We start from the raw sequence: 11,816 nt of genomic DNA, 5'->3' as shown, positions 1-11,816 counted from the left end.
AAATCAGCTACTTAGTATTAATGACTACTACTATATAGTAACACAAAGTACTGGTTTGGACAATATAAAAACCGCCTTATTATGGGCGGTTGAATCGAAATTAAGAGATCGCAAACGTATCCCGTAATTCGATGATTGTTCCTTCTGGTGCTTTTAATTTGCTGAGATGACCATCGACGACGAAGTAGATGTTTCCGCCGTGTTTCGGTAGGAAAGGCATCCCGAGTCGTTCCAAGCGTGCTACTTCTTCTTGCAAGTCGTCAACGTAAAGTGCGAAATGGACGGGACCCGCTGCTTGTTTCGTATAATCAGTGAACGGCTGACCCGATTTGGGTGTTTGCAATTCGATATAGAAGTCACCGAGACGTAACCAGCTGTTAAAGGCGCGGTCGTGAAAACCAGGTGACTCTTGAACGAGTGAGAATCCAAGTTGTTCATAAAAATGTTTAGACGCAGCGTAGTCCGTCGTCTGAATACAGATGTGATGAATTTGTTTCATACTAAAACCTTCCTTCGTGTTCAATGAAATCATGCAAAACTAGTGTAGCATTTCACGGATCGGTTGGAACGAACGAAATGGAGAATATGATGCAACAAACGATGAATTTGATTTGTGAACGTTTTTTATTAGGGCAAATGATTAGCGAACCTGTACGATTGACAGGGGGACTCCTGCATGAGACGTGGCGACTACAGACGACGACTGGATCTTACGTTTTAAAACGTTTGAATCCCGACATCATGCGACGCCCTGAAGCACGAAATAATTTTAAGATGTCAGAAGAGGTCGCCGTACAAGCGTCATTTCACTTAGCAGCATTACCGGCACGTCGCATCAACGACCAAGCGGTACACACGATTGACGGCTCGGATTACCTTTTGTTTGACTGGATCGATGGCAAGACGTTATCAACCGACCAGCTTCGATCGGCACATGCACGACAAATTGGAGTTCAATTAGGACGGTTGCATGGACTTACGATAGTGAAAACTGGTTTTTCAAAGCAGGATACCTCGAGTACTTCAATCAATTGGGACGGTCATTTAGAAGAAGGAAAACGGCAGCAAGCAAAGTGGTTGCATCTATTCATGGAAGAGCAGGAACATTTGCAACGAATTGAAAGATTAGCACAGAAAGCACAGAAACAACTGCCAGTAGACTGGATCGTCAGTCATCGTGATCTCGATCCAAAAAACGTCCTCTGGACACCAAAGGGTCCAGTCCTGATTGACTGGGAGTCTGCGGGTCTGATCCATCGAGCCGTCGACGTGTTCGAGACAGCCTGTTATTGGTCGAAGCAGGAAAACAATACGTTTGACCGCGTTCGATTTAACGCATTTCTTGACGGTTACGCGACAAACCAACGTTTGCCTGATGTCTACTGGACGCACGTCATCGATAGCAGTGTCCAAGGAAAGCTGGACTGGCTGAATTTTAATCTGGAGCGCTCACTCGGGAAAAGTGGGATCCCTGAAGCGGAACGAGTACTTGGAACAGAACAAGTCGTTTTAACAATAAAAGAATTACGAGCGCACGACCGGAATCTCTGGATCAAGTGGATGTCGGTAAGATAAGCATAAAAAGAGGCACCGAATCACTCGATTCGATGCTTCTTCGTTATTAAAACGATTTGACCAACTGTTCAATAGTTGATTCAGGAGTACGAATCGGAACATATCCGAGTCGTTTGATTCGTTCGTTTGAGAAAGTAGCGCATTCCGCTGCACGCTTCGGTATTTGGTACGGCTTGTCACTTGCTGTGATCAACTTCATCCGAAAATCCGTCTCAGGTAGATTCGCATCGATCGCATTAAAGGTGTCACCATTTTGCGCATTTTTTGCGGCGATGACGATCATTTCGACTAGATTATCCGTATGGATCCACGGGACGACATCATCCGGATGCACCCAGGTAATCACATCCGCCTCCTTCATCCGCTCGACTTGACGATCCCCCCAATAGGACTGCTCCTCGGCACAAATTGATCCTGGACGTAAGATGATTAAATCGGAATCGGGTGTATATTCCTGTAACAGGCGTTCGGATTCCTGTTTTGTATGGATGTAGACATGTTCGGACGGTAGGAGCGGTGACGTTTCCGTAAAATGTCCACTCACGACTTCGCCGTACACGGAAGTCGTCGAGATGTGAACGATGCGCTTGACACGAGCTTTTGTCGCAGCATCCGCGAGATGTTGTACACCTGTGACATTTGCTTCCTGTGCTAAATCGGAATCGTCTCCGAGATAGGCAGCACAGTGAATCAACAGATCGACGCCTTGAAGTGCTGTAAGAAGCGAATCCGGATCACCGAGCTCACCGATGACTGCGTGGACATCTTTGAAAGCGTATTGATCCGCTTGTTCCTTGGAGCGATACAAACCGCGCACTTCACGCGCTACTTCTAGAAAACGTCGCGCAACACGAGAGCCAAGCGTTCCGGTCATTCCTGTAACTAAAATCGTACTTTCTTTCAGATTCATGGATGCTTACCCCTTTGACTCTGTCTTTTCTGCGAAACACTGCTCACAAATGAAACGTCCTTCGCTTTTTAGGTATGCTTTGATTTCCGTCATCCCACGATGTTTCGGATAGCGCATCTGGATGTAGACTTTTTCGTTTCCTTCAATCGTTTTGCCGCAATGCATACATGTCGGTTCTTTGCCGAACATCCTAACGCCCCCTATAAATTAATATCTTCGATCTTATCGTAAAGGAAAAACCAGGTTGTTGGAAGAATAAAGTAAAAAAGGAATCTAAAGGAGTGTGTCTATGGTCTTCATTGCTATCTTTCTCGCCGTTGGTGGAGTCGTTTGGTTCATTTCAGCGCGGAGTCAATCGAAACATCGCTCGCTCGACGATCAGGAATATACACTGAACCAGCATGATGTCCATCAACAACAAAATCATCGTGATTTTTGAAGGCATGTAAAGGAGCATCCAGTCGATTGACTGGATGCTCCTTTTTAGCGATTGCGTACATGGAGAAAATATTTTGCGTTGCTCCAGATCAAGGCGATAATCAATAAGCTGATTGCAAAGATCTGAGATTGACCGGTCTCATACGAATACACGACTAATACGACAATGATACCCATCAATAAAAATTGTAACAGGGACTGTGACCGAATCAGACCTTCGAACATGACGTGACGTTCGCCGTCATCTGAGGCAGCGAATAGCTTTTCAGCATAGTTCTTTTCTGAATACTTTGGGAAATAGCGGTTGGGATAGATCTGGCGCATAAGATTGAGAAAATAAATCGAGGCAATACAACTGATGACGAAAAAGAATCCACTCAGTATCAAATGAAGACCGAACTGGTTTTCAATGATGCTAAAAGAAGCGAGCCCGATACTGAGGAGATTGGAGAACTGCACGATCATCATGCCGTCCGCATAGTAGCGATTCACTTGATCGTCAATCGCGTCCTCTTCGTCGGAAGAAACAGAGCGTTTAGTCAATTGACGAATTTGTAAATAGCGTACGATGTAACTGAGAGTCAAGATCGTCAAGATAACGAAAAGACTAGTGAATATGTAATCAAGATAGAGCGATCGTTCAAACTGTGACAAATGGGTATTTTTTAGGACAAACATGACGAAATAACTGCTGATGAAACCGAGTAACGCTGCGATGATGACTTTGACTGCTTCCTTGTTCATGTTAATTCCTCCTCATCGAAATAAAAAATGTCTTCTAACGGCGTATCAAACACACGAGAAATTTTAACAGCGATCAATAGCGACGGCATGAATTCTTCGCGTTCGATTAAGCTGATCGTCTGGCGCGAAATGTTCGCACGCCGTGCCAGTTCAGACTGATTCCATCCGTGACGGGCACGTAATTCTTTTAATCTGGATTTCATATAGGGATTCACCTCCTATATAATGTAACTTATCACGGCTTTTTTGACAACGATAATAGTCAAAAAAGACAATATAATAGTCATTTATTCGTAAAATGATCATATCGTTGGCATAAACTGTATACTGGAATAAGTTGAAAGGAGATGTGAAATCCGTCGATGAAATCTCAGTCACGTGTAAATAACGTTATTTATCATGATGAGAATGTTACGCACCAGATTGCTTCGATTCTAAAAATGGAAGAGACATTGCTCAAACAAAAAATTGCGTATCTCCAGGACGTCACAGACCCCGGTACCACTTCTGAATACGAACAAGGGCGTCAGCAGCTATCGGATAAGCTCGATACGTTGAGACGTTCCGTAAAAATGGAAATCGTCTCGCGTGATGACATCACACTTCGAACGAGAGCACGTTTTGAACAATCACTCAGAGCAACAAGTGTGACAGAAGAGGAAGCTTGTCTTATTCAAGACTATCTCCGAATTGAGGCGACGATGCTGACAAAATCGGGAGAGGCGGTTTCGGATCTCTATGCTGCTTTATTTAACGCGGATGAATCCACTCGAAAACAAGCGCTCTTATCGATTGAGGAAGCATTCCGCATGAAAGAATCCGTCATTCAACCGTTGTTTTCACGACTCGTTGAGTTACGACAAGCGCGTGCCACTGCAAGTGGTAAGATCGGATTCGAGGAACTAGCTTTTGCAGAACTCGGACGCGTTGATTATACGAGTCAAGATGTCAATCATTACGCCGCCATCATTCAATCTGACTTTCTACCGGTCAAACGGCAATTTCAGCGCGAACAACAAACGTTTCTCGGCAAATATGCGCTCCATCCGTGGGACGTCCGGCAATCGGCCTATACACAGATTGATCATCACGTGACCGATTCCGATACTTCATTCTTAGATCAGACTCAAGCCATCCTCAAGAGCGTTCACCCCTATTTTGCTGAAGTATTAAAAGACATGCGACAGATAAATCATCTCGATATCGATGCCCGGTCAAACAAAGCGGGCGGAGGGTTTTGTGAGTATTTACCGGTCGAACAACAATCGTTCTTATTCATGAATCGCATCCATACCTTCGATGATCTCGTCATCTTTATGCATGAGATCGGCCATGCCGTCCATCATGATGCGATGAAAGAAACGTACGACGGACTACAACCGATTCCGCTCGAAGTAGGGGAGTTCGCTGCCATGTCGCTCGAGTTGTTGACGATGAACGAATGGCATCAGGTGATTTCGGATAAAAAAGACGTTGCCCGGGCGAAACTGGAACAGATTCGTTCCATTGTCGAGTTCTTACCCGAGACGATCATCGTCGATCGTTTTCAATCATGGCACTATGCTCACCCGGATCATGATCCAAAAGAACGACATGCCTATTATGCCGATCTCCGAGAATCATACGATACGGACGTCATTGATTGGTCGGAAACACCCGATTGGAAAGGTCACGCATGGATGAGTGTCATCCATCTCTTTGAGACACCTTTTTATTACATCGAGTACGCGATTGCTCAAATCGCCGCTCTCCAGGTTTATCACCGTTTCACGAAAGACCCTGACCAAATGCTGAAAGATTTCATCGCAGCTTTAGCGCTTAGTCAAACCCATTCGATCCAAGCCGTCTATGCGAGAGCGGGCGTATCCTTCTTACCAAGTGATGCGGAAATGAAAGAGTTGATGGCGTTCCTACAGGGTCAAATTGAAATTTGGACAAATGAGCTAGAAAAGACATAATAAAAACAACACGCTTTGATCAGAAATAGCAGATGTACAAAACGATAGGAGGACGAACATGAATATCCGTAAAAACATCGTCTATGCGACATTATTTAATGAAACCGGTGATCAATTATTGATGGTCGAAAATCGTGGCGATCATGGTGACTACTATACATTGCCCGGTGGAACGGTCGAGCGCGACGAAACGCTACATACGGCAATCACGCGTGAAGTTCTGGAAGAGACAGGATTTACAATCATACCAAGAGACATCGTCCATCTGGCAGAAGCATTCTTCCCGCAAGCGGGGGAACATTGTCTCTTTTTCTTCTTCGCGGGAGAAATCACTTCCGGTCAATTAAAGACGAATGTTCCAGAAGAAATTTCCGGACTCGTCTGGATGGATCGTGAAGAAGCGTTCAAACACCTCAATTTACCGGAAGCATCAAAAGAATCGCTCTTTGCTGGTCGAACGGTACCGTATGATTTTGCCGGAGAGATCATCCACTCGTAAGGAAGTGTCGCTTGACGTACTAACGTGACGGATTTTCGGGTACAATACTACAGGAGCATTACCCGAAACTTGTAGAAAGTCAGGTGAACACACGGTATGTCGATTCTTACGTTTCACGAAGTCAGCTATCAACACATCTTACACGAAATAACAGGTGAGTTCCGCGAAGGCGTCATTACGACGCTCGTCGGACCGAGTGGTGCCGGGAAATCGACGACATTGAAACACATCAATGGACTGATTTCTCCCGATCGCGGCGAAATTCGTTTTCGAGGCGAACCACTTGAGCAGATGAATCTGCTCGATGTCCGCAAAAGGATCGGAATGGCGTTCCAAAGTGCACCGATGATTCCAGGTACCGTCTACGATAATATCAATTTACCGAAATCGATCTTCGGTGAATCGTTACCGCGCGAAGAGGCGGAACGCTTGCTACAACAAGTTGACCTATCCGTCGAACTTGAGCGACCGGTCAAAGATTTGTCGGGTGGTGAACGAAGCCGACTTGGAATCGCGCGGACACTTGTCAATCGACCGGACGTCCTGTTGCTTGACGAAATTACGGCAAGTCTCGATTACCGGATGGTACAGGAGATTGAGAAGCTGATTCTTGATTTACAGCAGAAGTTACAGACGACGATCATTTGGATTACGCATGACTTAGAGCAAGCCAAGCGGGTCAGCGACGACGTCTGGTTTTTAAAGGAAGGACGATTGATCGAGTCTGGTGCATTCAAGGAACTCGTTTCAAGTGGTCAAGCAGAGACGCAAGCGTTCTTGAAGGGGGAATCGGTATGAGTTATCTCCAACTGGCGACTTCGCTCATCTTCATTTTGATCCCCCTCGTCTTAGCGCGGACGTTACGGCTTGGTCTAGAGAAGGACATCCTCATCGCAACCGTTCGATCGATCGTCCAACTCTTGATCATCGGTTATATTTTGACGTTCGTCTTTGAAAGCGGCAGTCCAATTTTCATGTTACTGATGATTCTGTTGATGATCGGTGCAGCGACACTGAACGTCATCCGTAAAGGGGACGGGATTCCCGGGATCCAGTGGATCATCTTGTTCACACTGATTGCGGTCGAAGCATTGACAATGGGCATTTTGCTCGGGTTACGAATCATTCCGTTCGAAGCCCAGCAAGTCATTCCAATCAGCGGGATGGTCATCGGAAACTGTATGATCTTGTCCTTATTGTTTCTCAATAAGTTCAAGGACGAGGTCGAACGAAGCGACGAGATCATCGAACTGATTCTTTCACTCGGTGGAGATGCGAAGACAGCGATTGATACGAGCTTAAAAGGCGCGATCCGGACAAGTATGATTCCAACGATCGAAGCGCAAAAAACGATGGGGCTCGTCCAACTGCCAGGGATGATGAGTGGGTTGATCATCGGTGGCGCAGATCCAATGGAAGCAGTCCTCTATCAACTATTGATTCTATTCCTGATCTTGACGACGGCAGCGATGGCATCGGTTCTCGTTGGTTTTCTATCCTACCGTCGACTGTTCAATGAAAAAGCACAATTCATCGGTTTGGCCTATAAGAAAAAAGACACGTAAGGAGCACGTTATGCAGACTTATCCGATTACAGAAGCCGACCTGCAACTGGTCGAACGAGCAACTGAAACGATTCAAAGCCGTTACGCTGACGATAAACATCACGTCGCAGCTGCGTTGCGGACAAAAGATGGCGCGACGAAAACGGGTGTTCATGTCGAAGCCTATATCGGACGGGTGACGGTGTGCGCGGAAGCCATCACGATCGGTTCCGCCATCACGGATGGATTGACGGATTTTGAGACGATCGTCGCCGTCCGACATCCCTATTCGGATGAGGCGGACCGAACGATTCGTGTCGTCAGTCCGTGCGGCATGTGTCGCGAATTGATTTCCGACTATGCACCGGACGCATTTGTCCTCTTGACGATCGACGATCAATTGACGAAAGTCCGGATTGCAGATTTGATTCCATTAAAATATGTCCGACAATAACCAGTAACTCCTCGTCGTTTAGATGAGGAGTTTTTTGCATTTACTTCTAAATCATCCTTATTATGGTTATGATAAAGACAGAACAACTAAGGAGGGATATGCGTGTCAGCTTTATTAGAAGTCGAACGGTTATCAAAAACCTACATACGGGGAACGGAGACGATCCATGCGTTAAAACAAGTCAGCTTTACGTTAGAGGAAGGAGGATTCATTGCCATCATGGGCACGAGTGGCTCCGGGAAAAGTACACTGTTGAACATCCTGGGAGCGCTTGACGCGCCAACCGGCGGAACGTTGACCTTAAAGGAAAAACGGCAACGCGATATCTTCACTGAACCTGCTGCGACGTTATACCGACAACAGCAAATCGGGTTCATCTTTCAATCGTTTCATCTGCTCGATGATTTGACAGTTCAGGAGAACATCGCTTTACCATTGATGCTGAAGGGGATGGATGATAAAACGATCAATCAAGAGGTGGATACTTGGCTCAAACGAGTTGGACTGACGAAGTGGAACAATCATCGACCGCAAGAGCTGTCGGGTGGACAACAACAACGTGTCGCCATCGCACGTGCCTTGATCAGTCGACCACCGATCATCTTAGCGGATGAGCCGACGGGGAACCTCGATTTCAAGACATCTGCTGAAATCATGCAGTTACTTCAAGAACTCAATCGCGAACAATTAACGAGCATCCTGCTCGTGACTCATGATGCGACCGTAGCTGCTCATGCGAAACGTGTGCTGTATTTCCATGACGGACAGATCGTTGCCGATCAGCTGTCAACCGGAGACGTGGCGCCGATCTTAGAGACATACGAGCAATTCGTGGGGGCTGTATGAAACGACAACATCTCTTCCGTCTTTCCCACCGACTGTACCGTAAAAGTCCGATGATTTTAGTGACCTCAATCGGAAGCGTCATGATTTCGATTGGTCTTGTCTTGACGATGGTCATTTTTTTATTACATAATCAAGCCGCTATCGAGACAAATCGTGTACAAAGATATGGTCAAGTCGATCTGACGGTCAAATATACACCTGAAGACGAGCGGACGGATCAGTCTGTGTTTGATCAACTTAAAAAGGATCACGATGTCTTGGGCGCAGAGTCGATCATACAGACGACAGCGCGCGTAGCTGGTCAAACGATGGCCGACGTGGAGACGATAGGAGTTCATTCGGATGCCCTGACGAAAAGTCGGTATCATTTCACGAACGATTTGAAACAGGGAGAAGCGATCGTGTCAGCTAGACTCGCGACGTCGCTTGATCGTAGTGTCGGGCAAACACTTCGCGTCGGAGAAGCGACGTATCGAATCCGTGAGATTTTACCAAGTGCGACAACATCTGAAGCTACGCAAGATCAAGTCTTTCTTTCGTATGCTGATCTGAAGAAGTATCATCCGATCGAAACGAAAGCCGTCTTGCTCAATCTAAAAAAAGAGGCGGATCTCGTCCACTATGCCGATACACTCGTCAAAGCGAATCCGAAGCTCCGGATTGAACTTTCGGAAGGGCAAACGCTCTCACCGGCGCTGAACGGTTACATCGGAATCTTGTCAGTACTGATCCTTGTCGTGTCCGCCTTCATCTTGATGGCGAATTTCGACTTGTATTTACGTAAACATGCTGTCCAATTTGCCATCATGCGGACGCTTGGGGCGACGACACGGCAACTGTTTCAGCTGTTCTTCGTTCAATCTGGATTGATTGTCTTAGCGGGCACGGTGCTTACGATTCTAGGCAGTATTTGCTTCCCGTTACTCGGTCAACTCGTATGGCCGACAGAGGGTAAAATGATCGTCTCCCTCATGATCGAACAGGGAGCGTTCTTGATGCTCGTAACATTCGGTAGTGCTTTGTTGATTTTGCTGTTGCTCGCGAGTACGGCTTATCGAAAACGGGATGTGTTACCACTCCACGTCTTGCGAGAAAATCTGAAAACGGCGTCACGACCGACCCGGCGAAAACGTCTCGTCCTGTTCAGTAGTGGATTGACCGTCAGTTTGGTGTTGTTCGCTGAAGTGATTGCCAGTACGGAGGGGGCACGGGCAATCGCCTGGCTCGGTGCAACCGTCGCCTTTTTACTGACGATGTATCTTGCGACGCCACTCCTCTTGAAGGGAGTGCTGCATCGAGCGGAACCGATCGTTCGTCGGTTAGCGGGACCGACAAGTTTCGTCGCCTTCCGGGGCGTGTTACCGCAACTTCGGAAAAATGCCTGGTTGATGCTGATTGTTCAAGTCTTGATGATCATCGTCGTCATCGGCTCGACGTTCCTTGAGACGGTGCAACAAAACGAACGGAAGTACATCATCAGCCAATATCCGACGGAGGTCGTCCTAAAGAGTCGTCTAGATGAAGGATCGCAAGGAGACCCGCTACAATTGATTCGACAAATTGAAACGGACCTACCTGGCGCAAAAGCGACCTTCCTGTCGTCTCGAAATTCACTCGAATATCAATCGTCTCAAGAAGATGTCTCGATCGAATACGAAGTAACGGACTATCGTCGTCTTGACGTCTTAGAGGGAGAGCAGACGAGTGACACAGAAGGAATCATCGTCTCACGGACCTTCGCTAAAAAACATAGTCTCGAAAAAGGTGATACGTTGCCGCTCGGGCGATGGGACGGGGAACAAGAACGAAGCGTTTCGGTCGGTCAATTCCGAATCGTTGGAATTGAAAAGAAGATAGCACCAGACGTCCTCGTGGATTGGCGGAACGAGCTACTGCAGCAACCAAACGATCACATCTTGAATGTCTTTATCGACGTTCCGTCCGAGTTAAAAAAGACTCAAGTGACCACAACATTATTAGAGATCACAGAAAGTTATCCGACATTGCAAGTGAATCGACTATCTGACGCGCTTCGCGATGCGGAGCAACAAACGACGGAACGCTGGTTCGTCTTCTTGATTGCGCTTGTCGTCATGAGTGGATCCGTCTGGTTCGGACTTGCGAACGCCTTACTCAGTTTCGTGAGTGGAAAACGAGGCGAGTATGCCTTGCTACGAACGATTGCGTTGACACGGAACAAGCTCCGGCAGCTGACACTCATTCAAATGCTCTTATTCGTTGGGAGTGGCATCACCTTTGGGCTGATTAGTGGTCTTGGTGCGACTTTCTTCGTGACACGGATCGATGATAGGGGGGCATTTTACTTTAACGGACCGACGATTGCCGGAACCATTGCCGGTTTGATAGTGCTTGTCCTAAGCATTGCTTGGTTCGTCACCCGACGAAAGCAGGAAAACCTCGTTCACGAATTGAAACAGTAAGTAAGGGCACGAGAACCGGGGGGATCGAAATGCGAAAAACGATCGGGGCGATTCTATTACTCATAGTAATTAGCGGTGTCGGCTGGTGGATGATCGCAGATGAACGGGATGCGACCTATGAACAGATTGTTGAAGTGCAAGTCGTAAGACACGTGACGAAGCAGTTCGGACGTGATGATATCGTGTCAGTCAAACCGTACTTCGTAGCGTCCGAATCATCGAAATCACGACGTCATCAGATTGCCGTTCAGCTGAAGTCGACACCAACGGGAGAATACCGGATGTATCGTGTACTTCAAAATAAAGTCGAGTACATCGGTCGATCACGGACGGTTCGATCAGATTAAAAAGATACGTCACATCAGTTGGGGGATTTAGATGAAAACGAAAGCCGAACGCATCACGTT

The 11,816-nt window shown here is 46.8% G+C and carries 15 protein-coding genes; 10 read left to right on the top strand and 5 right to left on the bottom strand.

What is annotated here, in order from left to right; translation table 11 throughout:
* Window positions 1-100: 100 nt before the first annotated feature.
* Window positions 101-499, bottom strand: a complete 399-nt coding sequence (locus F8N00_RS03990) for a VOC family protein (RefSeq protein WP_023468461.1) — start codon at window positions 497-499, stop codon at window positions 101-103.
* A gap of 77 nt (window positions 500-576) precedes the next feature.
* On the opposite strand from F8N00_RS03990, the gene F8N00_RS03985 reads away from it, so the two are divergent.
* Entirely contained in the window at window positions 577-1,575 is a 999-nt protein-coding gene (locus tag F8N00_RS03985) for a phosphotransferase (RefSeq protein ID WP_421017813.1), read from the top strand.
* Window positions 1,576-1,621: 46 nt separating this feature from the next.
* Here F8N00_RS03985 and F8N00_RS03980 read toward each other — a convergent pair whose 3' ends face one another.
* A complete protein-coding gene (locus F8N00_RS03980) occupies window positions 1,622-2,485 on the bottom strand; it encodes an NAD-dependent epimerase/dehydratase family protein (RefSeq protein ID WP_421017812.1) in 864 nt (287 codons plus the stop codon).
* 6 nt (window positions 2,486-2,491) lie between these two features.
* Window positions 2,492-2,674 (bottom strand): hypothetical protein, encoded by a 183-nt coding sequence (locus tag F8N00_RS03975; RefSeq protein ID WP_035397121.1) that lies wholly within the window; start codon window positions 2,672-2,674, stop codon window positions 2,492-2,494.
* Between the two features lie 100 nt (window positions 2,675-2,774).
* On the opposite strand from F8N00_RS03975, the gene F8N00_RS03970 reads away from it, so the two are divergent.
* Entirely contained in the window at window positions 2,775-2,924 is a 150-nt protein-coding gene (locus tag F8N00_RS03970) for a hypothetical protein (RefSeq protein WP_158581853.1), read from the top strand.
* A gap of 44 nt (window positions 2,925-2,968) precedes the next feature.
* On the opposite strand, the gene F8N00_RS03965 is transcribed toward F8N00_RS03970, so the two are convergent.
* Both F8N00_RS03965 and F8N00_RS03960 read right to left on the bottom strand, forming a co-directional pair.
* A complete protein-coding gene (locus F8N00_RS03965; protein ID WP_421017811.1) occupies window positions 2,969-3,667 on the bottom strand; it encodes a DUF3169 family protein in 699 nt (232 codons plus the stop codon).
* Complete coding sequence (locus F8N00_RS03960) at window positions 3,664-3,870, bottom strand: helix-turn-helix transcriptional regulator (protein ID WP_023468455.1); 207 nt, start codon at window positions 3,868-3,870, stop codon at window positions 3,664-3,666. Before F8N00_RS03960 ends, F8N00_RS03965 begins: the two co-directional genes overlap by 4 nt.
* 159 nt (window positions 3,871-4,029) lie before the next feature.
* Between F8N00_RS03960 and F8N00_RS03955 the strand changes: the two genes are divergently transcribed.
* From F8N00_RS03955 to F8N00_RS03920, 8 genes are all read left to right on the top strand, one after another.
* Window positions 4,030-5,625 (top strand): M3 family metallopeptidase, encoded by a 1,596-nt coding sequence (locus F8N00_RS03955; protein WP_421017810.1) that lies wholly within the window; start codon window positions 4,030-4,032, stop codon window positions 5,623-5,625.
* Between the two features lie 58 nt (window positions 5,626-5,683).
* Window positions 5,684-6,124, top strand: coding sequence for an NUDIX domain-containing protein (locus tag F8N00_RS03950; RefSeq protein ID WP_421017809.1), 441 nt, complete (start codon window positions 5,684-5,686; stop codon window positions 6,122-6,124).
* Window positions 6,125-6,220: 96 nt separating this feature from the next.
* The gene (locus F8N00_RS03945) at window positions 6,221-6,922 is read left to right on the top strand and encodes an ABC transporter ATP-binding protein (protein ID WP_035397126.1); all 702 of its coding nucleotides are present in this window, start codon (window positions 6,221-6,223) and stop codon (window positions 6,920-6,922) included.
* Window positions 6,919-7,689 (top strand): ABC transporter permease, encoded by a 771-nt coding sequence (locus F8N00_RS03940; protein WP_421017808.1) that lies wholly within the window; start codon window positions 6,919-6,921, stop codon window positions 7,687-7,689. The genes F8N00_RS03945 and F8N00_RS03940 overlap by 4 nt, the downstream gene beginning before the upstream one ends.
* A gap of 10 nt (window positions 7,690-7,699) precedes the next feature.
* The gene (locus F8N00_RS03935) at window positions 7,700-8,122 is read left to right on the top strand and encodes a cytidine deaminase (RefSeq protein WP_035397130.1); all 423 of its coding nucleotides are present in this window, start codon (window positions 7,700-7,702) and stop codon (window positions 8,120-8,122) included.
* Between the two features lie 96 nt (window positions 8,123-8,218).
* The gene (locus F8N00_RS03930) at window positions 8,219-8,968 is read left to right on the top strand and encodes an ABC transporter ATP-binding protein (protein WP_370688696.1); all 750 of its coding nucleotides are present in this window, start codon (window positions 8,219-8,221) and stop codon (window positions 8,966-8,968) included.
* Entirely contained in the window at window positions 8,965-11,409 is a 2,445-nt protein-coding gene (locus F8N00_RS03925) for an ABC transporter permease (protein WP_421017807.1), read from the top strand. Before F8N00_RS03930 ends, F8N00_RS03925 begins: the two co-directional genes overlap by 4 nt.
* Before the next feature lie 29 nt (window positions 11,410-11,438).
* The gene (locus F8N00_RS03920; RefSeq protein WP_075642424.1) at window positions 11,439-11,756 is read left to right on the top strand and encodes a hypothetical protein; all 318 of its coding nucleotides are present in this window, start codon (window positions 11,439-11,441) and stop codon (window positions 11,754-11,756) included.
* Window positions 11,757-11,816 lie beyond the last annotated feature (60 nt).

This window comes from Exiguobacterium sp. A1_3_1, from assembly GCF_048985645.1.
GTDB lineage: Bacteria > Bacillota > Bacilli > Exiguobacteriales > Exiguobacteriaceae > Exiguobacterium_A > Exiguobacterium_A indicum.
Note: the sequence above shows the minus strand (reverse complement) of the source record. Positions and strands in the feature narration are given on the sequence as shown.

What these genes read in the sequence shown, in the direction of transcription:
- F8N00_RS03990 (WP_023468461.1), bottom strand. Translation starts at nt 499, where the DNA reads ATGAAACAAATTCATCACATCTGTATTCAGACGACGGACTACGCTGCG.
- F8N00_RS03985 (WP_421017813.1), top strand. Translation starts at nt 577, where the DNA reads ATGGAGAATATGATGCAACAAACGATGAATTTGATTTGTGAACGTTTT.
- F8N00_RS03980 (WP_421017812.1), bottom strand. Translation starts at nt 2,485, where the DNA reads ATGAATCTGAAAGAAAGTACGATTTTAGTTACAGGAATGACCGGAACG.
- F8N00_RS03975 (WP_035397121.1), bottom strand. Translation starts at nt 2,674, where the DNA reads ATGTTCGGCAAAGAACCGACATGTATGCATTGCGGCAAAACGATTGAA.
- F8N00_RS03970 (WP_158581853.1), top strand. Translation starts at nt 2,775, where the DNA reads ATGGTCTTCATTGCTATCTTTCTCGCCGTTGGTGGAGTCGTTTGGTTC.
- F8N00_RS03965 (WP_421017811.1), bottom strand. Translation starts at nt 3,667, where the DNA reads ATGAACAAGGAAGCAGTCAAAGTCATCATCGCAGCGTTACTCGGTTTC.
- F8N00_RS03960 (WP_023468455.1), bottom strand. Translation starts at nt 3,870, where the DNA reads ATGAAATCCAGATTAAAAGAATTACGTGCCCGTCACGGATGGAATCAG.
- F8N00_RS03955 (WP_421017810.1), top strand. Translation starts at nt 4,030, where the DNA reads ATGAAATCTCAGTCACGTGTAAATAACGTTATTTATCATGATGAGAAT.
- F8N00_RS03950 (WP_421017809.1), top strand. Translation starts at nt 5,684, where the DNA reads ATGAATATCCGTAAAAACATCGTCTATGCGACATTATTTAATGAAACC.
- F8N00_RS03945 (WP_035397126.1), top strand. Translation starts at nt 6,221, where the DNA reads ATGTCGATTCTTACGTTTCACGAAGTCAGCTATCAACACATCTTACAC.
- F8N00_RS03940 (WP_421017808.1), top strand. Translation starts at nt 6,919, where the DNA reads ATGAGTTATCTCCAACTGGCGACTTCGCTCATCTTCATTTTGATCCCC.
- F8N00_RS03935 (WP_035397130.1), top strand. Translation starts at nt 7,700, where the DNA reads ATGCAGACTTATCCGATTACAGAAGCCGACCTGCAACTGGTCGAACGA.
- F8N00_RS03925 (WP_421017807.1), top strand. Translation starts at nt 8,965, where the DNA reads ATGAAACGACAACATCTCTTCCGTCTTTCCCACCGACTGTACCGTAAA.
- F8N00_RS03920 (WP_075642424.1), top strand. Translation starts at nt 11,439, where the DNA reads ATGCGAAAAACGATCGGGGCGATTCTATTACTCATAGTAATTAGCGGT.